12 protein-coding genes are annotated in these 21,676 nt (G+C 66.9%); 7 read left to right on the forward strand and 5 right to left on the reverse strand.

Features of this window, described 5'->3' with window-relative positions; genetic code table 11:
- Together rpoC and rpoB are read right to left on the reverse strand one after the other, a co-directional pair.
- Positions 1-4,049, reverse strand: a 4,049-nt coding sequence (gene rpoC, locus B2742_RS04310) for a DNA-directed RNA polymerase subunit beta' (RefSeq protein ID WP_292063406.1), incomplete at its 3' end; no start/stop codon positions are given.
- 132 nt (positions 4,050-4,181) lie between these two features.
- Positions 4,182-8,300 (reverse strand): DNA-directed RNA polymerase subunit beta, encoded by a 4,119-nt coding sequence (gene rpoB, locus B2742_RS04315; RefSeq protein WP_292063381.1) that lies wholly within the window; start codon positions 8,298-8,300, stop codon positions 4,182-4,184.
- 338 nt (positions 8,301-8,638) lie between these two features.
- Here rpoB and B2742_RS04320 point away from each other — a divergent pair, with 338 nt between their 5' ends.
- From B2742_RS04320 to B2742_RS04330, 3 genes are all read left to right on the forward strand, one after another.
- Positions 8,639-9,178 carry an FKBP-type peptidyl-prolyl cis-trans isomerase gene (locus B2742_RS04320; protein WP_292063383.1) on the forward strand — a complete coding sequence of 180 codons (540 nt, stop codon included), beginning with the start codon at positions 8,639-8,641 and terminating at the stop codon, positions 9,176-9,178.
- A gap of 113 nt (positions 9,179-9,291) precedes the next feature.
- Entirely contained in the window at positions 9,292-11,244 is a 1,953-nt protein-coding gene (locus B2742_RS04325) for a M61 family metallopeptidase (protein WP_292063385.1), read from the forward strand.
- A gap of 17 nt (positions 11,245-11,261) precedes the next feature.
- The gene (locus B2742_RS04330) at positions 11,262-13,223 is read left to right on the forward strand and encodes a M61 family metallopeptidase (RefSeq protein WP_292063387.1); all 1,962 of its coding nucleotides are present in this window, start codon (positions 11,262-11,264) and stop codon (positions 13,221-13,223) included.
- Positions 13,224-13,261: 38 nt separating this feature from the next.
- Here the strand turns inward: B2742_RS04330 and B2742_RS04335 are convergent, their stop codons facing one another.
- From B2742_RS04335 to rplJ, 3 genes are all read right to left on the reverse strand, one after another.
- Positions 13,262-13,936 carry a type 1 glutamine amidotransferase domain-containing protein gene (locus B2742_RS04335; RefSeq protein ID WP_292063389.1) on the reverse strand — a complete coding sequence of 225 codons (675 nt, stop codon included), beginning with the start codon at positions 13,934-13,936 and terminating at the stop codon, positions 13,262-13,264.
- Positions 13,937-14,077: 141 nt separating this feature from the next.
- Positions 14,078-14,461, reverse strand: coding sequence for a 50S ribosomal protein L7/L12 (gene rplL, locus B2742_RS04340; RefSeq protein WP_055832297.1), 384 nt, complete (start codon positions 14,459-14,461; stop codon positions 14,078-14,080).
- Positions 14,462-14,527: 66 nt separating this feature from the next.
- Positions 14,528-15,043 (reverse strand): 50S ribosomal protein L10, encoded by a 516-nt coding sequence (gene rplJ / locus B2742_RS04345; protein WP_292063394.1) that lies wholly within the window; start codon positions 15,041-15,043, stop codon positions 14,528-14,530.
- 360 nt (positions 15,044-15,403) lie between these two features.
- On the opposite strand from rplJ, the gene B2742_RS04350 reads away from it, so the two are divergent.
- The 4 genes from B2742_RS04350 to B2742_RS04365 form a co-directional block, all read left to right on the forward strand.
- Positions 15,404-17,254 (forward strand): DUF4153 domain-containing protein, encoded by a 1,851-nt coding sequence (locus tag B2742_RS04350; RefSeq protein ID WP_292063396.1) that lies wholly within the window; start codon positions 15,404-15,406, stop codon positions 17,252-17,254.
- Between the two features lie 69 nt (positions 17,255-17,323).
- Positions 17,324-17,710, forward strand: coding sequence for a type II toxin-antitoxin system PemK/MazF family toxin (locus B2742_RS04355; protein ID WP_292063398.1), 387 nt, complete (start codon positions 17,324-17,326; stop codon positions 17,708-17,710).
- Positions 17,711-18,004: 294 nt separating this feature from the next.
- Positions 18,005-19,474: a sigma-54-dependent transcriptional regulator gene (locus B2742_RS04360; RefSeq protein ID WP_292063400.1), complete on the forward strand. Its 1,470-nt coding sequence runs from the start codon at positions 18,005-18,007 to the stop codon at positions 19,472-19,474.
- 185 nt (positions 19,475-19,659) lie between these two features.
- The coding region (locus tag B2742_RS04365; RefSeq protein WP_292063402.1) for a TonB-dependent receptor plug domain-containing protein at positions 19,660-21,676 on the forward strand (2,017 nt) is incomplete at its 3' end.

Below are 21,676 nucleotides of genomic sequence, written 5' to 3' on the forward strand. Positions count from 1 at the left end.
CGGCCGACGATGACGTTCTCCTTCAGGCCTTCCAGCGTATCGATCTTGCCGTTGACCGAGGCGTCGGTGAGGACGCGGGTGGTCTCCTGGAAGGACGCCGCCGAGATGAAGCTGCGGGTCTGCAGCGACGCCTTGGTGATGCCCAGCAGGACCGGCTGGGTCGTGGCCTGACGGCCCTTACGCTTCTCGACCTTCAGGTTCTCGGCCACGGCTTCCGCCACCTCGACCGTGTCGCCACGGATCAGGGTGGTTTCGCCCGAGTCGAGGATCTCGACCTTCTGCAGCATCTGGCGAACGATCACCTCGATGTGCTTGTCGTTGATCGGCACGCCCTGCAGTCGATAGACCTCCTGCACTTCGTTCACGAGGTACTCGGCCAGGGCCTCGACGCCCTGGATGCGCAGCAAGTCGTGCGGATCCGGGTTGCCGTCGATGATGTAGTCGCCCTTGTTGATCAGATCGCCGTCGTGGACGGAGATGTGCTTGCCCTTGGGAATCAGGAACTCGACCGCCTCGCCCTGTTCACCGTCCGCGTTCGGCTCGGGGGTGATCTTGATGCGGCGCTTGTTCTTGTAGTCGCGTCCGAATTCGACGCGGCCGTCCATCTCGGCGATGACCGCGCAGTCCTTGGGTCGACGGGCCTCGAACAGCTCGGCCACCCGCGGCAGACCGCCGGTGATGTCGCGCGTCTTGGCGCCTTCGGTCGGGACGCGGGCGATGATCTCGCCCGGCTTGACCACATCGCCGTTGTTCACGGACAGAACCGCGCCCACCGGCAGCAGGTAACGGGCGTCGGAGCCCGAGGCCAGCTTGGCATAGGCGTCGCCGGAGGTGACGCCCATGGCCGGACGCAGGTCAGCCCCACGCGGGCTGGCGCGCCAGTCGCTGACGACGCGCTGGGCGATGCCCGTCGCTTCGTCGGTTTCCTCGCGGACCGACAGGCCCTCGACCAGGTCCTCGAACCGGATCGCGCCGCCGACTTCGGTCAGGATCGGAGAGGTGTAGGGGTCCCACTCCGCCAGACGCTGGCTGCGCTTGACGTCCGATCCCTCGACCACCCGCAGACGGGCGCCGTAGGGGATCTTGTGGCTCTCGCGGTCCTTGCCGTCGACCACGATGGTGACGACGACGTTGCGGCTCATGGCCACCAGATCGCCGTGCGCCGCCTTGACGGTCGGGCCGGTGATCTTGGCGACGCCGGGGTTGGTCGCCTCGTAGAACGAGGTTTCCGCCACCTGCGCCGTGCCGCCGATGTGGAAGGTCCGCATCGTCAGCTGGGTGCCGGGTTCGCCGATCGACTGGGCGGCGATGACGCCCACCGCTTCGCCGATGTTGACGTTGGTGCCGCGCGCCAGGTCACGCCCGTAGCAATAGGCGCAGATGCCGGCTTCGGCTTCGCAGGTCAGGGCCGAGCGGACCTTGACCGACTGGACGCCGGCCTGGTCGATGACCTCGACTTCTTCTTCCTGCAGGTAGGTGTCGGCCTTGAACAGGACCTTGTCGCCACCCGGCTCCTTGATGTCCTCGGCCGCATAGCGACCCAGGACGCGTTGGCCCAGCGAGACCAGCACGTCGCCGCCTTCGACCACGGCGCGCAGGGTGATGCCCCGCGTCGAGCCGCAATCGTCCTCGGTGACGATCGAGTCCTGCGCCACGTCGACCAGACGACGCGTCAGATAGCCGGAGTTGGCGGTCTTCAGCGCGGTGTCGGCCAGACCCTTACGGGCGCCGTGGGTGGAGTTGAAGTACTCAAGGACGGTCAGGCCTTCCTTGAAGTTCGAGATGATCGGCGTCTCGATGATCTCGCCCGACGGCTTGGCCATCAGGCCGCGCATGCCGCCGAGCTGCTTCATCTGCGCCTGCGAACCACGGGCGCCGGAGTTGGCCATCATGAACACCGAGTTGATGTCCGGCGCCTGACCCTTGGCCAGGACGCGCGGCTGGGCGATCTCGCCCATCATCGCATCGGCGATCTTGTCCGTGGCCTTGGCCCAGGCGTCGACGACCTTGTTGTACTTCTCGCCCTTGGTGATCAGGCCGTCGGCGTACTGCTGCTCGTACTCCTCGACCTGGGTCCGGGTAGCGGCGACCAGGGTGGCCTTGGCGGCGGGGATGACGATGTCGTCCTTGCCGAAGGAGATGCCGGCCTTGGCGGCTTCACGGAAGCCCAGCTGCATCATCTGGTCGGCGAAGATGACCGTCGCCTTCTGACCGCAGTGGCGATAGACCTGATCGATCAGGTTGCCGATTTCCTTCTTGGTCAGGTTCTTCTCAAGCAGGCGGTAGCCGATGTTCGCATTGTGCGGCAGCAGTGCGCCCAGCTTCATCCGGCCCGGGGTCGTGTCGATGACCTTGGTGATGACTTCGCCGGCGGCGTTCATCTCGGTCCAGCGCGCCTTGATCTTGGTGTGCAGGGACACCACGCCGGCGTCGAGCGCCGCGTCGATCTCGCCCATGTTGGCGAACAGCTTGCCCTCGCCCTTCTCGCCTTCCTTGATCAGCGACAGGTAGTACAGGCCCAGGACGATGTCCTGCGACGGCACGATGATCGGCTTGCCGTTGGCGGGCGACAGGATGTTGTTCGTCGACATCATCAGGACGCGCGCTTCCAGCTGGGCCTCGAGGCTCAGCGGGACGTGAACAGCCATCTGGTCGCCGTCGAAGTCGGCGTTGAACGCCGTACAGACCAGCGGGTGCAGGCGGATGGCCTTGCCCTCGATCAGCTTCGGCTCGAACGCCTGGATGCCCAGACGGTGCAGCGTCGGCGCGCGGTTCAGCAGGACCGGGTGCTCGCGGATGACCTCGTCGAGGATATCCCACACCTGCGGCTGCTCGCGCTCGACCATGCGCTTGGACTGTTTGACGGTGCCCGACAGGCCCTTGGCGTCAAGGCGCGCATAGATGAACGGCTTGAACAGCTCGAGCGCCATCTTCTTGGGCAGGCCGCACTCGTGCAGCTTCAGCTCGGGACCCACGGTGATGACCGAACGGCCCGAATAGTCGACGCGCTTGCCGAGAAGGTTCTGGCGGAAGCGGCCCTGCTTGCCCTTCAGCATGTCGGCGAGCGACTTCAGCGGACGCTTGTTGGCGCCCGTGATGACGCGGCCGCGACGGCCGTTGTCGAACAGGGCGTCGACCGACTCCTGCAGCATCCGCTTTTCGTTGCGGATGATGATGTCGGGCGCGCGCAGCTCGATCAGGCGCTTGAGGCGGTTGTTGCGGTTGATGACCCGGCGATACAGGTCGTTCAGGTCGGACGTGGCGAAGCGGCCGCCGTCCAGCGGCACCAGCGGACGCAGTTCCGGCGGGATGACCGGCACGACCGTCAGGATCATCCACTCGGGCTTGTTGCCGGACTCGAGGAAGGCCTCGATCAGCTTCAGGCGCTTGGAGGCCTTCTTGGCCTTCATTTCCGAGGGGCTGTCGGCCAGTTCGCCGCGATGCTTCTCAGCCTCGGCGTGCAGGTCGATGCCGATCAGCAGGTTGCGCACGGCCTCGGCGCCGATCTCGGCGGTGAAGCCGTCATCGCCGAACTCGTCCTGGTAACGGTAGAACTCGTCTTCCGTCAGCAGCTGGTTCTGCTTCAGCGGGGTCAGGCCCGGCTCGGTGACGATGTAGTTCTCGAAGTAGAGCACGCGCTCCACGTCCTTCAGCGCCATGTCCAGCATCAGCGAGATGCGCGACGGCAGCGACTTGAGGAACCAGATGTGGGCGACCGGGGACGCCAGTTCGATGTGGCCCATCCGCTCGCGGCGAACGCGGGCCAGGGTGACCTCAACGCCGCACTTCTCGCAGATAATGCCCTTGTACTTCATGCGCTTGTACTTGCCGCACAGGCATTCGTAGTCCTTGGTCGGGCCAAAGATACGGGCGCAGAACAGGCCGTCGCGCTCGGGCTTGAACGTCCGGTAGTTTATCGTCTCGGGTTTTTTGATCTCGCCAAACGACCACGACCGGATCTTCTCCGGGCTGGCGAGGGCGATCTTGATCTGGTCGAAGGTCGGAGTGACCGGGACCGCGTTGAAGATGTTCAGGACTTCCTGGTTCATCTTGTTTCCTTCTGCGGCGAGGAGCCGCGATAAATCTAGGGTCGAGGGGCGAGAGACGAGGGTCGAGGGAGGCGAAGGCCGGGAGGATGGGCGATCACTCGCCCCTCACCCCTCGACCCTCGCCCCTTCAACTCAGCTGTTCTCCAGCTCCACGTTCAGGCCCAGCGAGCGCATTTCCTTGACGAGCACGTTGAAGCTCTCGGGAATGCCCGCCTCGAAGCTGTCGTCGCCGCGGACGATGGCCTCGTAGACCTTGGTCCGGCCGGCCACGTCGTCGGACTTCACCGTCAGCATTTCCTGCAGGGTGTAGGCCGCGCCGTAGGCTTCCAGCGCCCACACCTCCATCTCGCCGAAGCGCTGTCCGCCGAACTGCGCCTTGCCGCCCAGCGGCTGCTGGGTGACGAGCGAGTACGGTCCGATCGAACGGGCGTGGATCTTGTCGTCGACCAGGTGGTGCAGCTTCAGCATGTAGATGTAGCCGACCGTGACCGGACGCTTGAACTGCTCGCCGGTCTGGCCGTCATAGACGATCGACTGGCCGGTGCGGTCGAGACCCGCCTTCTCCAGCAGTTCCTCGATGTCGTCGATGTGCGCGCCGTCGAACACCGGGGTGGCGAACGGAACGCCCTTGGACAGGTTGCGGGCCAGCTCGACCAGGTCCTCTTCCGAGTCCGGAAGAGGTGTGTCGGGGCCGTAGATGCTGGTCAGGTGATCGACCAGCGCCTTCTTCTGTCCGCCCTGTTGCCAGGCTTCCAGAAGCCCCTGGATCTGCTTGCCGAGACCGGAAGCGGCCCAGCCGAGGTGGGTTTCGAAGATCTGGCCGATGTTCATGCGCGAGGGCACGCCCAGCGGGTTCAGAACGATATCCACCGCGGTCCCGTCCTCAAGGTGCGGCATGTCCTCGATCGGCAGGATCTTGGAGATGACGCCCTTGTTGCCGTGACGGCCGGCCATCTTGTCGCCGGGCTGCAGCTTGCGCTTCACGGCCACGAAGACCTTGACCATCTTCATCACGCCGGGGGGCAGTTCGTCGCCGCGTTGCAGCTTCTCGACCTTGTCCTCGAAGCGGCGGTCGAGCGCCTTGCGGGCGTCCTCGAACTGCTTCTTCATGGCTTCCAGCTCGCCCATCGCCTTCTCGTCGTCGAGGGCGATCTGCCACCACAGGCCGCGCGACAGCTCGCCCAGCTTGGCTTCGGTGATTTCGCCGCGACCCAGGCCCTTCGGACCCGAGGTGGCGTTCTTGCCGAGGATCAGCGGCTTCAGACGGCCGTAGACGTTGCGCTCGAGGATCTTGAGCTCATCGTCGCGGTCCTTGCCCAGGCGTTCGATTTCCGAACGCTCGATGGCGATGGCCCGTTCGTCCTTGTCGACGCCGTGGCGGTTGAAGACGCGCACGTCGACGATGGTGCCGGCGACGCCGGGCGGCAGACGCAGGCTGGTGTCGCGGACGTCCGAAGCCTTCTCGCCGAAGATGGCGCGCAGCAGCTTCTCTTCCGGCGTCATCGGGCTCTCACCCTTCGGCGTGACCTTGCCGCACAGGATGTCGCCCGGCTGGACCTCGGCGCCGATCGCCACGATGCCGGCTTCGTCGAGGTTGCGCAGGGCTTCCTCGCCGACGTTCGGGATGTCGCGGGTGATCTCTTCCGGCCCCAGCTTGGTGTCGCGGGCCATGACCTCGAACTCGTCGATATGGATCGAGGTGAAGACGTCGTCGCGGACGATGCGCTCCGAGATCAGGATCGAGTCCTCGAAGTTGTAGCCGTTCCACGGCATGAAGGCGACCAGCGCGTTCCGGCCCAGGGCCAGTTCGCCCAGGTCCGTCGACGGGCCGTCGGCGATCACATCGCCCACCTTGACCTCATCACCCACGCGCACGATCGGGCGCTGGTTGATGCAGGTCGACTGGTTGGAACGCTGGAACTTGGACAGGCGGTAGATGTCGACGCCCGAACGGCCGGCGTCCAGTTCGTTGGTCGCGCGGACCACGATGCGGGTGCCGTCGATCTGTTCGACGACCCCGTCACGACGGGCCACGACCACGGCGCCGGAGTCGACGGCGACCACCGATTCCATGCCGGTGCCGACCAGCGGCGCGTCCGACTGCACCAGCGGCACGGCCTGACGCATCATGTTCGCGCCCATCAGGGCCCGGTTGGCGTCATCGTTTTCCAGGAACGGGATCAGGGCGGCGGCGACCGAAACGACCTGTTTCGGCGACACGTCCATCATGTCCACGTCGGCGCGGATCAGCAGCTGCGAATCGCCGTTGATCCGGCCCGGAACCAGCTCCTCGACGATCGCGCCGTCCTTCAGCTCGATGTTGGCCTGGGCGATCGTGTATTTCGCCTCTTCCATGGCCGAGATGTAGACGACGTCGTCCGTGGCCTTGCCGTCCTTCACGCGCCGGTACGGGCTCTCGATGAAGCCGTATTTGTTGATCCGCGCGTGGGTGGCCAGCGAGTTGATCAGGCCGATGTTCGGGCCTTCCGGCGTTTCGATCGGGCAGATGCGGCCGTAGTGGGTCGGGTGCACGTCGCGGACTTCAAAGCCGGCGCGCTCGCGCGTCAGACCGCCCGGGCCAAGCGCCGAAAGGCGACGCTTGTGGGTGATCTCGCTGAGCGGGTTGGTCTGGTCCATGAACTGCGACAGCTGCGACGAACCGAAGAACTCGCGCACGGCCGCGGCGGCCGGCTTGGCGTTGATCAGGTCGTGCGGCATCACCGTGTCGATATCGACCGAGGACATGCGCTCCTTGATGGCGCGCTCCATCCGCAGCAGGCCGACGCGGTACTGGTTCTCCAGCAGCTCGCCGACCGAACGGACCCGGCGGTTGCCCAGGTTGTCGATGTCGTCGATCTCGCCAACGCCGTCCTTCAGGCCGACGAGGATCTGCAGCACGCGCAGGACGTCGTCCTTGCGCAGCACGCGGATTTCATCCGACACGTCCGGGGTTTCCAGACGCATGTTCATCTTCACGCGGCCCACGGCCGACAGGTCGTAGCGCTCGCTGTCGAAGAACAGCGAGTTGAACATGGCTTCGGCGGCTTCCGGGGTCGGCGGCTCGCCCGGGCGCATCACGCGATAGACGTCGAACAGAGCGTCCTCGCGGCCGGTGTTCTTGTCGATGCGCAGGGTGTTGCGCATGTAGGCGCCGACCGTGACGTGGTCGATGTCCAGGACGTCGATGGTGGTGAAGCCGAAGCTTTCCAGCAGTTCGATCGTCGGCGCGTCCAGCTCGTCGCCGGCCTCGGCGTAGATTTCGCCGGTCTCGTAGTTCACGGCGTCGGCGGCCAGGTATTTGGTCAGCAGGGCGTCGGCGGCCAGCGACAGCGACGTGGTCGTGTCGCCCAGCTTCTTGGCCTGACGGGCGCTGATCTTGGTGCCGGCGGCGGCGATGATCTCACCGGTGTCAGCGTCGACCAGGTCGAACTCGGGCTTCACGCCCTTCCAGCGCTCGGCCTTGTACGGGGTGACCCAGCCTTCGCCGCGCTTCTCGTAGGGCACGGTCTCGTAGAAGGTCTTGAGGATCTCCTCGCCGTCCATGCCCAGACCCATCAGGAAGGTCGAGGCCGGCAGTTTGCGGCGACGGTCGATGCGGACGTAGACGATGTCCTTGGCGTCGAACTCGAAGTCGAGCCACGAACCGCGGTACGGGATCACGCGGGCGGCGAACAGCAGCTTGCCCGAGCTGTGCGTCTTGCCCTTGTCGTGGTCGAAGAAGACGCCCGGCGAACGGTGCATCTGCGAGACGATCACCCGCTCGGTGCCGTTGACGACGAAGGTGCCCTTGTCGGTCATGAGCGGGATGTCGCCCATGTAGACGTCCTGCTCCTTGATGTCCTTGACCGAGCGCGCGCCGGTCTCTTCATCCGCCTCGAACACGATCAGGCGCAGCTTGACCTTCAGCGGCGCGGCATAGGTCATGTCGCGCTGGATGCACTCCTCGACGTCGTATTTCGGGTCCTCGAACTCGTAGGACACGTATTCCAGGATGGCGCGTTCGTTGAAGTCCTTGATCGGGAAGACCGACTTGAAGACCGCCTCGATGCCCTGATCCTTGCGCGGTCCGCTGCGCACTTCGCGCTGCAGGAACTGCTCATAGGAGGCGCGCTGCACCTCGATCAGGTTCGGCATCTGCACCGCTTCCGGGATCCGGCCGAACGAGTGGCGGATGCGCTTCTTGCCGGTGAAGGTGGTGGCGTGTGCGAACTGGCCGTTGGCGACGGCGACTTCGGCTTTGGACTTGGCCATTCTGTCTTCCCAATGCGCAGGCCGGGCAGCCCGCGTTCAATGCAGCAGCCACGGCTCCGCCTCTCGGGCGACCCGTGACCATCGGTTTCGGCGTCCACCCTCGGGCCTTGCGGCTCCAGGACGCCTGAAATGTAGGGCTCCCTTGGGGAGGAGCGCGCCTTCGCACCGGTCGGAGGGCGACAAACCGGGCCTCGGCGCTTTCGCGCGTATCTCTTACGGAGTTAGCGGAACCGGGTCATATACTCGCTTTTCCGACGAAATAAAGGCCCTTTCCCCCTTTCGTTTACGAATAGCGCGACGGCTTCACGACGGCGGCTTGATCCTGCTAGCGTCGCCTTATGACCCGCACCCTCCTGATCACCGCCGCCGCCCTCACCCTTGCCGCCTGCGCCACCGCGCCGGAGCCGCTGGGACCCCCGACCTCAGAGGTCCGCGCGCCCGTCGGCGAGGCGAGCCTGGAGGCTTGGAACGCGGGCAACGCCGCCTATCTGGTCTGGAACGGCAGCCGGCCGGGCTGGACCACGACGGCGTCCGGCCTGCAATACCGCCGGATCACGCCCGCAAATCCTGATGGGCGCCAGCCGGTCGCAACCGACACGGTCCGCGTCCACTATCGCGGCACCTTCATCGACGGCCGCGAGTTCGACGGCTCATGGGCCCGCGGCGAACCCACCGAGTTCCCGCTCAACCGCGTCATCCGCGGCTGGACCGAGGGCGTCGCCCTGATGCGTGAAGGGGAACGGTTCGAGTTCGTCATCCCCGCCGCCCTCGGCTATGGCGAACGCTGGGTCGGCGGCGACGAACTGCCGCCCAACTCCACCCTGCTGTTCACCGTCGAACTGCTGGAAGTGAAGCCGGGCGCGGCGCCGGCCGCCTGACCCGCGGAACCGCGAACATGACAGCGAATTAATCCTGCGGGCTCCCCGTCGGGTTGACCCTCGCGCGTGCCCGGCGTGATCTGCGCCCCCCGCCCTCCAGCTGGAAGTCCCCGATGAAGCGTCCCGTCGCCCGCCTGTTCGCCTCCGCCTGCGCCGCCGCCCTGCTGTTCGGGGCCACTCCGGGTCTGGCCCAGGTCGGAACGCCCGCGCTGGACCGCGCCCTGGCCCCGATCCCCGCTCCGCGCGATGTCGCCTATCCCGGCGTCATCACCCTGGAGATGGACGCCACCGACATCGACCGGCGGATCGTCTCGGTGAAACAGACCATCCCGGTCACGGGCCCGGGCTCGCTGATCCTGCTCTATCCCGAGTGGATTCCCGGCAACCACGGCCCGGTCGGTCCGGTCGACGACATCGCCGACCTGCACGTCACGGCCGGAGGCCAGGCCCTGCGCTGGGTCCGCAACACCGTCCAGACCAACGCCGTGCAGGTCGAGGTCCCGGCCGGCGCGACCAGCGTGGAAGTCTCGTTCAAGTGGCTGACGCCGATCGACGGCTCGCAGGGACGCGTCGTCATCACCGACGAAATGCTGAACATCCAGTGGGAGAAGGCCATCTTCTACCCGGCAGGATATTATTCCCGCCAGATCACCTACCAGCCCAGTCTGCGGCTGCCCGCCGGCTGGCAGTATGGCGCGGCCCTCGACACCACCTCGTTCGAAAACGGCCTGGCGACGTTCGCCCCCATCACGCTCGAACACCTGGCCGACAGTCCGGTCTTCGCCGGCGCCCACTTCCGCCAGATCGACCTCGATCCGGGCGGCCGCTCGCCGGTGCGCATGAACATCGTCGCCGACAGTGCGGCCATGCTCGCCGCCACCGACGAACATATCGAGCGGCATCGGGTCCTCGTCGACCAGGCCGACTACCTGTTCGGGGCCCGGCATTTCAACCACTACGACTTCCTCGTCGCCGTCTCCGACCGGTTGGGCGGCATCGGCCTGGAACACCACCGCTCGTCCGAGAACAGCGTCGACACCGCCTATTTCACCGCCCCGGCCTCGACCATCGGCGATCGCGACCTGCTCGGTCACGAATACACCCACTCCTGGAATGGCAAATGGCGCCGCCCGGCCGACCAGCTGACGCCGACGCTCAACGAGCCGCTGCAGAACTCCCTGCTGTGGGTCTATGAGGGCCAGACCCAGTACTGGGGCCAGATCCTGACCACCCGCGCCGGCCTGCTCAGCAAGGAGCAGGAGCTGGGCTCACTGGCCATGACCGCCGCCACCTACGGCTTCAGCCCGGGCCGCGCCTGGCGCGCCATGCAGGACACCACCAACGACCCGATCATCGCCCAGCGCCGGCCCCAGCCCTGGGGCAGTTTCCAGCGCGGCGAGGACTATTATTCCGAAGGCGCCCTGATCTGGCTCGACGCCGACACCTGGATCCGCGAGCAGTCGGGCAACCGTCGCTCGCTGGACGATTTCGCCAAGGCCTTCTTCGGCGTCCAGGACGGAAACTGGGATCCCGCGCCCTACACCTTCGACGACATTGTGCGGACCCTGAACGCGGTCCAGCCCAATGACTGGGCGACCTTCCTGCGCACCCGCCTCGACGCCGTCGGCGCCGACGCCCCCATGCCGCTGGACGGCATCGAGCGCGGCGGCTACCGCCTCGTCTTCCGGGAGCAGCCCAACGCCTACCAGCAGGCGCTCTACGGCGAGTACCAGCGCAACGATTTCCAGTATTCCCTGGGCATCGGCACGAACAACGCCAACCGCATCACCGCCGTCCGCTGGGGATCGCCCGCCTTCGAGGCCGGCCTGACCGCCGGCTGGGAAGTCGTGGCGGTCAACGGCCGCACCGCCAGCGCCGCCGTCATCGCCGAGGCCATCACCGCCTCGAAGGGCAACACCACCCCGATCGAGATGATGGTCAAGAAGGGCGACCGCTTCCGCACCATCCGCTTCGACTATCACGACGGCCTGCGCTACCCCCACCTCGAGCGGATCGAGGGCACGCCTGACCGCATCGGCGACATCCTCGCCCCCCGCCGCCGTTGATCGCGAGAGACCCGATGATGTTCCGTACCGCCGCCCTCGCCCTGCTCCTGACCTCGGCCGCCCTGCCAGCCCTGGCCCAGGTTCCGGCGTCCCAGGCGCAGACGCCCCTGCCCGTCCCGACCAGCCTGCCGCGCGCCCTGCCGCCGATCCCGGTGCCCCAGGACCGCGACTATCCGGGCGTCATCGGCATTCGCGTCGATCTGATCGACCTCGACCACAAGGTCATCCGGGTGCGCCAGACGGTGCCGGTCAGCGCCGGTCATCTGGTGCTGCAGTATCCGAAATTCATCCCGGGCAACCACGCCGACACCGGCCCGATCCAGCTGGTCTCCGGGGTCACGGTCACCGGCAACGGCCAGCGCATCGAATGGGTGCGCGACACCGTCGATCCCCACGCCTTCCACCTCGACATCCCGGCCGGCGTGACCTCGATCGAGGTCGGCTTCGAATGGCTGACCCAGCCCGACAATTCGACCTGGCGCGTGGTCATGACGCCCGAGATGGTCAATCTGCAGTGGGAGAAGGCCCTGCTCTATCCGGCGGGCTACAATCACAGCCGCATCACCTTCGCGCCGTCCGTCGTTCTGCCCGCGGGCTGGAACTACGGCGTGGCGCTCGACACCGTTTCCCGCGAGGGCGACGTGGCGACCTTCGCCCCCATCTCGCTCGAGCATCTGGCCGACAGCCCGATGTTCGCCGGGGCCCACTACCGTCGCGTCGACATCGATCCGGGCGGCCGCTCGCCGGTGCATCTGAACCTGGTCGGCGACACCGCCGCCTCGATCAACATCACGCCCGAATGGATCGCCAAATATGAGTCGCTCGTCGACCAGGCCGACCGCCTGTTCGGCGCCCGCCACTATGACCGCTATGAATTCCTGCTCGGCCTGACCTCGAAGATGGGCGGCATCGGTCTCGAGCATCACCGCTCGTCCGAGAACACCGCCGCCCCCAACTATTTTTCCAGCCCCACCCCCGACTACGGCGCCCGGAGCCTGCTGCCGCACGAATACGTTCACAGCTGGAACGGCAAATTCCGCCGGCCTTCGGATGAATACGTCCAGAATTTCAACGTCCCGACCCAGAACACCCTGATGTGGGTCTATGAGGGCCAGACCGAATACTGGGGCGATGTCCTGACCCCCCGCTCGGGTCTCGCCACGGTCGAGGAGTCCATCGTCAACCTCGCCGAGGTGGCCGGCTTCTACGACCAGCAGCCCGGCCGCCAGTGGCGCGCCCTGCAGGACACGACCAACCACAACCTGCTCGGCTACCGCACCAGCAATCCGTGGGGGTCGTGGATGCGCGGCACCGGCGACTACTACCGCGAGGCCCTGCTGATCTGGCTGGACGCCGACACCCTGATCCGCGAGGCCACCAACGACCGCAAATCGCTCGATGACTTCGCCAAGGCCTTCTACGGCGTCGAGGACGGTGTCTGGGAAGCCCGCCCCTATACGTTCGACGACGTGGTCTCGCACCTGAACGCCGTCCACCCCCACGACTGGGCGAACTTCCTGCGCGACCGGCTCGACGCCGTCGGCCCCGAGGCCGAGGCCCCGCTGGACGGGATCGAGCGCGCCGGCTGGCGACTGACCTGGGTCGATGAGCTGACGCCGGTCGAGAAGCGGATGATGGGCGGCTGGGCCAATGACTTCCAGTATTCGCTCGGCTTCAGCCTCGGCGCCAACAACCGCATCGCCGGCATCCGCTGGGGCGGCCCGGCCTTCGAACAGGGGCTCGGCGCCGGCTGGGACCTGATCGCCGTCGGCGACCGCGTCGCCTCGGCCGAGGCCCTGCGCCAGGCCGTCACGGCGGCCAAGGGCGGCACGGACCCGATCATCCTCGTCGTCAAGCGCGGCGAGGAGTTCCGCACCCTGTCCTTCGACTACCACGGCGGCCTGCGCTATCCGCGCCTGGTCCGGATCGAGGGAACCCGCGACCGCCTCGCCGACATCTTCGCCCCGCGGCGGCGCTGACGATATGAGGGCCGGGCGTCACGCCCGGCCCTTGTCGGCTACAGCAGTTTCAGCAGCGCTTCCGCCGCTTCGCGCGACGACGCCGGATTCTGGCCGGTCACCAGCTTGCCGTCGGTCACCACATAGGAGCCCCAGTCCGCACCCTTGGAATAGTCGCCGCCGTTCGCCTTCAGCATGTCCTCGACGAGGAAGGGCACGATCTTCGTCAGGCCGACGGCCTCTTCCTCGCTGTTGGTGAAGCCGGCGACCTTTCGGCCCTTCACCAGCGGCTGACCGTCTGCGCCCTTGACCGACTTGAGCACGCCCGGCGCGTGACAGACCGCGGCCACCGGCTTGTCGGCCTTTGCGAACGCCTCGATCAGGTTGATCGACGTCCGGTCTTCCGCCAGATCCCACAGCGGCCCGTGGCCGCCCGGATAGAAGACGGCGTCGAAATCGGCCGCGCTGACGCTGTCCAGTTTGACCGTATTGGCCAGAACCTTCTGAGCGTCCGCGTCCGCCTTGAAGCGTTCGGTGTCCTCGCTCTGGGCGTCGGGTTCGTCGCTCTTGGGATCCAGCGGCGGCTGACCGCCCCTGGGCGAGGCCACGACGATGTCAGCCCCCGCATCCTTCAGCGCGTAGTACGGCGCGGCGAACTCCTCCAGCCAGAAGCCGGTCTTCTTGCCAGTGTCGCCGAGCTGGTCGTGGGAGGTCAGCACCATCAGGATGTTCATGCGGGAGGTCCTTCGTTCGGGGAGACGTCGGCGCGGGTCGGTCCCGCGCATCCCAGACCAAACGAAAACGGGCCCGATGGTTTCCCATCGGGCCCGCGATATCGGGACGCAGGGTGCGTCCTCAAGCCATGAGGCTTGGTCTTACTTGACCTGCACCTTGGCGCCGGCTTCCGTCAGCTTCTTGGCGACTTCGTCGGCGGCCTGCTTGGAGACGTTCTCGACGACGTTCTGCGGAGCGCCTTCGACCAGGTCCTTGGCTTCCTTCAGACCCAGGTCCGAACGGACGCCGCGGACTTCCTTGATGACGTTGATCTTCTTGTCGCCACCGTCCAGCAGGACGACGGTGAACTCGGTCTGCTCTTCAGCAGCTTCGGCCGGAGCGGCGCCGCCGCCGGCGGGCATGGCCATGGCGACCGGAGCAGCGGCGCTGACGCCCCACTTCTCTTCCAGCAGCTTGGACAGTTCGGCGGCTTCCAGAACGGTCAGTTTCGACAGGTCTTCAACGATTTTGGCGAGATCGGCCATGGTGTGTTTCCTTCGGAGGATTGGGTTTCAGTAGAGAGTTTGCAGAGATGAAAGAGGCGGGTCCGCTTACGCGGCGTCCTTGGCGGCATAGGCGCTGAACACGCGGGCCAGTTGGGACGCCGGGGCTTGCACCACGCCGGCGACCTTGGTCGCGGGAGCGTTGAGCAGGCCGAGCAGCGAGGCGCGGATCTGGTCCAGCGAGGGCAGTTTGGACAGAACGCCCACACCCGCCGCATCCAGAACCTTGTCACCCATGAAGCCGCCCAGAACGACGAACTTGTCGTTGGCCTTGGCGTATTCAGCGGTGATCTTGGCGGCCGTCACCGCGTCGTCGGCGTATGCGATGCCCACGGGACCCTTGAACAGGCCGTGGTATTCGCTGCCTTCAGCGGCGTCGAGCGCCTTGAGCGCCAGGCGGTTCTTGACCACCTTGAACGTGCCGCCTTCTTTACGAAGACGTCCACGCAGGTCTTCCATATCCGCAACGGTCAGACCCAGGTTGTGGGTCACGACCACGGCGCCCGCGTCGGCGAAAACGCCCTTCAGCGTTTCGATCGACTCGGCTTTTTGTGCGCGGTCCATTGCGGTCTCCAGTCTGTATTCGCCGCCGGGCTTATTCCCGACGACGGATTGGCCAAAGCGCGCCGCATCGCTGCGAAGCGTTCAGGCCGGTCGTATTGTCCGAAGGAAGCTCGAACCCCGACGCCCGGATACCGGAACGTCTGGCGTCGTCTGCATCCCCATCTCCCCACGGCGTCAGAGGGCTCTCTGACATTTATGGCCTAGGTGACCCCCACGCCCCGAAGTTCTCGGACAGGACCGCCGCGGCGAAAAGCTGCGACGGAAGAGGCGCGCTCTATACACGCAACCGCGCAGAACTCAAGCGGGCTCTATGCAGGCGGGGCGAAACGGGCTCACATCCGCCCTTCGAGGGATAGCGCCATGACCGAGACCACCGAAGCCACCGGCCGCGACAGCCTCGGCGGCGCGACCTCGCCCCTGCTGGGCCCGATCCGGCTGGGCATCGGCCTGCTGCAGGGCCTCGGCCTGTTCTGGCTGCATCGCAGCGCCGACAACGACCTGAAGGTCTGGCCCGCGACCGAGCCGGTGCTGTTCGGCCCCCTGCTGCTGATCGTCGCCTTCCTGCCGTTCGTCCTGCTCGCCGGCGTCGGCCGCCTGCGGCCTGTCACCCTGGCCATCTGGACCGCCGTCGCGGGCGTCGCCCTCGCCCTGCTCGGCCTGCACGACATCGCCCGCCAGAGCGCCGACACCCTCCGCCATTCGCCCTTCCTCTCCGCGCCCGTGGTGCTGTTCTCGGCCGCCGCCCTCTTCATCAGCCACCATCTGGTCGCCCCCGCTGACGTCGAGCGCCGTCGCATTGCCAGCTTCCCGGCCTATTTCGACACCACCTGGAAGGCCGGGGTGCAGTTGGCCATGTCGATCGGCTTCACCGGCGCCTTCTGGATTCTGCTCACGCTCGGTTCCGCTCTGTTCAAGGTCATCGGCCTGGACTTCCTTGAAGACCTGCTGCGCAAGGACTGGTTCTGGATTCCCGTCACCACTTTCGCCTTCGCGATCGCCGTCCATCTGACCGATGTGCGCGACGGCCTGATCCGGGGCGTCCGCACCGTCGCCCTCATGCTGCTGTCGTGGCTGCTGCTGGTCATGACTGTGCTGGCCGCGGGCTTCCTCGGGGCCCTGCCCTTCACGGGACTCGAGGGCCTGTGGGAGACCGGCAACGGCACCTCGCTGGTGCTGGCCGCCGCTGCCGCCCTGATCATCCTCATCAACACCGCCTATCAGGACGGCCGCACCGACAACCTGCCTCCCGTGGTGCTGCGCTTCGCCGTCCGTGTCGCTGCGGTCCTGCTGACCCCGCTGATCATCCTCGCCGTCCTCGGACTGTCTCTCCGCATCGGCCAGTACGGCCTCACGCCCGACCGCATCATCGCCGCCGCCTGCGCCCTCGTCGGCGCCGCCTACGCTGTCGGCTACGGCTGGGCCGCCCTCAGCCCCTTCTGGCGCAAGGGCGACTGGATGCGCCCGCTGGAGCGCACCAATATCTGGACCGCCATCCTGACCGTGACGGTCATTCTCCTGCTGTTCAGCCCCGCGCTGGACCCGGCGCGCCTGTCGGTCATGGATCAGGTCGCGCGGCTGGAGCGCGGCGCCGTCACGCCGGACAACTTTGACTATCACTTCCTGCGCTTCGAAAGCGGCAAGGCGGGTCAGGCGGCGCTGGCCCGGCTGGCCCGTTCAGGCAACGCCGCCATCGCGGCCCCCGCCTTGGCCGCGCAGAAGAACCAGAACCGCAATGACGAGCGGCCCACCGAAGAAGACCTGGCGGTGCCAACTATCGAAATCTGGCCGACCGGCGCGGCACCGCTTCCTGCCGGCCTTCTCGCGTCGGCCGACCGCTACTACCTCCGGCACTGCCAGCCTGCTGATCCCTGTCTTGCGACGCGCCGGGACCTGAACGGTGATGGAACCATGGAAATGCTGATCCTTGGCGAAGAAGGTGTGACAGTGTTCATCCCGGATGGCGACGGCTGGAGCCTCTTGGGCTATATCCGCCAGCGCTGCCGCCACGACTTGCGATCAGACCCGCGCGAAGCCTTGCGGGCCGGGCGCCTGCGAGCCGTCCAGCCGGTCTGGCCTGATCTGGTCTTCGCGGACGGGCGTCAGGTCGCCCAGTTCTTCTCCGATGACATGCCCGACTGCGGGAGCGCGCCGGTCGTGACCGGGCCGACGCCTCCGCCGCCCGTCACCGATTTAGGCCGTCCGGCCCCTTGACCCGGCCTGCCGCCGGAGCCTCGAACAGGGATAGATTGTTCTCAGGGTTGTTTGTTCGTACAACCCTGCATGGCCATGCTCTATCAGCCCCGTCCGGGAAATGTCGTCATCTGCGACTATCGGGGGTTTGTGGTTCCGGAGATGGTCAAGGTGCGGCCCGTTGTTGTGATCGCCCGCAATCGCAGAAACCGGCGCCTCGTTACCGTGGTGCCGCTCTCGACAACCGAGCCAGACAGGCTGGAGGACCATCATCACGCCCTTGCCCGCAACCCTTTGCCGGGCCACGAGAGGATCAGTTGCTGGGCCAAATGCGATATGCTGACCACGGTCTCTCTGGGACGCCTTGATCGATACAAGGTCGGGCGGGGCCAGTACGCCGTGCCTACGCTCCCCGTTGCTGATTTCGAGGCCATACGCCGCGCGGTTGCAAAGGCCCTCGACCTGACCCATATCTGAGCCGTTCCTCACGGGGACTTGCGAGACTGTCCTTCGGGGCAGCCGGCGTGGCATGAGGTGATGACAAGCCTGCCGCGCCGTGAATGAGGGCCGGGAAACCGGCCCTTTGTCATTTCTGGATTCGGCTCGCTCAAATTCGGCGACTCTCCGGCCAGAGCCCGCCCCCCGTTAACCCCCCACTCACCCTGCCCCCCAACCCGATCTTCACCTTGTGGGGGCTAAAACGTCCCGGAATGAGCCAGTCCCGCTTCAACGAGGACCGGCCGAAACCGTGATGTTGAAGGGGCCGAACCCATGGCGAAGACCGTTCTCGTGGTCGACGACGATCCCACCCAGCGCCGCCTCGCCCAGGCCGTGCTCGAGCGCGAAGGCTATGCCGTCGTTCACGCCGAATCCGGCGGCGAGGCCATCGACCGCCTGACCAAGGGCGGCGGCGCCGACGTCGTCCTGCTCGACATGGTCATGCCCGGCATGAGCGGCATGGAGGCCCTGGCCGAGATCCGCACCGCCGGCGTCACCACCCCCGTCATCGTCCTGACCGCCTCGGGCGGCGTCGACGCCGTGGTCAAGGCGATGCAGGCCGGGGCCCAGGATTTCTTCGTCAAACCCGTCTCCGCAGAACGCCTGCTGGTCGGCGTCTCCAACGCCCTGCAGCTGACCCGGCTGACCGCCGAGGTCGGGCGGCTCAAGAAGCACGTCTCCGGCCGCACCTCCTTCGACGACCTGGTGGGGAACAGCCCGCCGATGCGCATGGTCAAGTCGCTGGGCGCCCGCGCCGCCAAATCCTCCATCCCGGTCCTGATCACGGGCGAGAGCGGGGTCGGCAAGGAAGTCATCGCCCGCGCCCTGCACGGCGCCTCGGACCGGGGCGGCAAGCCCTTCGTCGCCGTCAACTGCGGCGCCCTGCCCGCCAACCTGATCGAGTCGATCCTGTTCGGCCACGAAAAGGGGGCCTTCACCGGCGCCCACGACAAACATCTCGGCAAATTCCAGGAGGCCAACGGCGGCACCCTGTTCCTCGACGAGATCGGCGAACTGCCGCTGGACATGCAGGTCAAGCTGCTGCGCGCCCTGCAGGAGGGCGAGGTCGACCCCGTCGGCGCCAAACGCTCGGTCAAGGTCGACGTCCGCATCGTCTCGGCGACCAACCGCGACCCGGCCCAACAGGTCCGCGCCGGCGCCTTCCGCGAGGACCTGTTCTATCGCCTCAACGTCTTCCCGATCGAGGCCCCGTCCCTGCGCGAACGCCGCGAGGACATCCCGGCCCTGATCGACCACTTCATCGCCCGCTTCAATGTCGAGGAAGGCAAGCGCGTCGCCGGCTGTTCGGGCGAGACCCTGGCCCTGCTCTGCGCCTTTGACTGGCCCGGCAACGTCCGCCAGCTCGAGAACGCCGTCTACCGCGCCATCGTCCTCGCCGATGCGCCCTTCCTGCAGCCGCACGACTTCCCCGCCATCTCCGGCCTGTCCTCCCCCCCCGTGGGGGAGGTGGATCGTCGCGACGGCGACGAGACGGAGGGGGCCCCGGCCGAGGGCTCGGTCCTCGACCTGCCGCCCCTGCCGGACACCCCGATCCGCATCCTCGACGACCGCGGCCATCTGCGCACGCTTGAGGAAATCGAGCGGGACCTGATCCAGCACGCCATCGAGGTCTATGCCGGCCACATGTCCGAGATCGCCCGTCGCCTCGGCATCGGGCGCTCGACCCTGTACCGCAAGGTCCGCGAGCAGGGGCTGGAAGGCATTCTCAAGGAAGTCAGCTGAGGCTTTCCCGCAACGCCCCGGCGAAGCTTGCAGTCTGACCAAAAGTTCATTGGCCATCGGCGGGTCCGACCCCGAAGACGGCATTGGACCCGCCTCGCGCTCAACCTTCGGTTTCCACGCTGAAATGCGACGGAAATGTCCGGCGGGCGCGTTGCAGGGCTAGAATCTCCCCGGGACCCGTCCGCATGCTTCTCACCACCACCGCCCTGTCCGGCCTCATGGCCGGTCTGATCCAGACTGCGCCGACGCCGACGCCCCCGCCGCCGCAGCAGCAGCAGCAGCAGCAGCAGGAGCAGCAGGAGCCGCCGCAAACGCCGCCGACGCCTGCGCCGGCGGCGGACTCCAATCCGGACACCTTTGAACTGGACTCGGTGGCGATCACCGCGGCGCGCCCGCGCGGCTCCGTCAATTCCGACATCCCGCCCGATCTCGTCCTCGACCCGGAACAGATCCAGGCTTACGGCGCCTCCAATATCGCCGAACTGCTGACCTATCTCGAGCCGGTCACGCGCAGCTCGCGCGGCCGCGCCGACGGCCAGCCCGTCCTGCTGGTCAACGGCCGCCGCATCTCCGGCTTCCGCGAAATCCACGGCCTCCCGCCCGAGGCAATCGAGCGGATGGAGATCCTGCCCGAGGAGGTCGCGCTCGAATACGGCTACCGCGCCGATCAGCGCGTGGTGAATTTCGTGCTCAAGGCCAATTTCAACTCCCTCACGGGCGAGGTGACCGGCCGCCGGCCGGAACAGGGCGGCCGCACCACCGCCGAGCTCGAAGGCAATATCCTGCGCATCTCGGGGCCGAGCCGCTGGTCGCTCGACGCCGAATACGAGCGCTCCAGCCCGCTGTACGAATCCGAGCGCGACATCGTCCGCGAACGCGTGGCCGGCGATCCGGGCACCGAGGATATCGGGGCCTATCAGACCCTGCTGGCCCAGAGCGAGCGCCACACCGCGCGGGGCACCTACAAGCGCGACCTCAACAGCACCACCCAGGCGACCCTCAGCGGCAGCCTCGAGGATCGTTCCAGCCGCAGCTTCAACGGCCTGCCGGGCGTGGGCCTGATCCTGCCGGCCGGCAATCCCTTCTCGACCTCCCCCGACGACGAGCCGGTCTTCCGCCTTCTCGACGCCCCCGACGCCCTGCGCCGCGAGACCGACGGCTTCACCGGCGAGCTGGGCCTGGTCTTCGACGGCTTCCTCGGCGAGGACTGGCGCTGGACCTTCACCGGCCAGTTCACCCGCAACGAAACCGACACCCGCACCGGCCGCGGCTACGGCGCCGCCCCCTTCCAGGCGCGGCTCGACGCGGACGACCCCGGCGCCGATCCATTCGGCCCGCTCGCCCCGGCCGACTTCACGCCCATCGCCGACGACACCGCCCGCTCGGTGTCCCAGCGTCTCGACACGGAACTGGTCCTGACCGGCGACCTCTGGGACCTGCCCGCCGGCGGCGTCTCCTCGACCTTCAAACTCGGCTTCGACGACGTGTCGCTGGACTCCGCCAGCACGCGCGGCGGCGTGACCACCGAACGGGAACAGTCCCGCCAGCGCCTCAACGGCCAGGCCAGCTTCAGCATCCCCATCGCCAGCCGCCGCACGGACGTCCTGCCCGCCCTCGGGGACCTCTCGGCCAATTTCAACATCGGCTATGAGGAGCTGTCGGACTTCGGCGGCCTCTCGACCCTCGGCCTCGGCCTCAACTGGAGCCCGGTCGAGCCCCTGTCGCTGTCGCTCAGCTACACCGACGAGAACGGCTCCCCGACCATCTCCCAGCTCAACGACCCGACCATCTTCACGCCCAACGTCCCGGTGTTCGATTTCGCCACCGGCGAAACGGTGCTGGTCACCCGCATCGACGGCGGCAATCCCGGCCTGAACGCCGACCACCGCCAGGTCTGGAAGGCGGGCGTCAACCTCAAGCCCTGGTCCGAGACCGATTTTCGGCTCAGCTCGAACTGGACCTACAGCCTGACCGAGGACGCCATCGCGTCCTTCCCGACCCTGACCCCGGACCTCGAGGCCGCCCTGCCCGGCCGGTTCGTCCGCGACATCGACGGCGATCTGGTCTCGTTCGACGCGCGGCCGCTCAATTTCGCGCGGTTCGAGCGTCAGGACATCCGCACCGGCTTCAACTATTCACGCGCCTTCGGCACGCCCAATCCACAAGCGGCGCCCGCGGCCGGCGCGCCCGGGGCCGGCCGGC

Source organism: Brevundimonas sp. UBA7664 (genome assembly GCF_002483305.1).
Lineage (GTDB): Bacteria > Pseudomonadota > Alphaproteobacteria > Caulobacterales > Caulobacteraceae > Brevundimonas.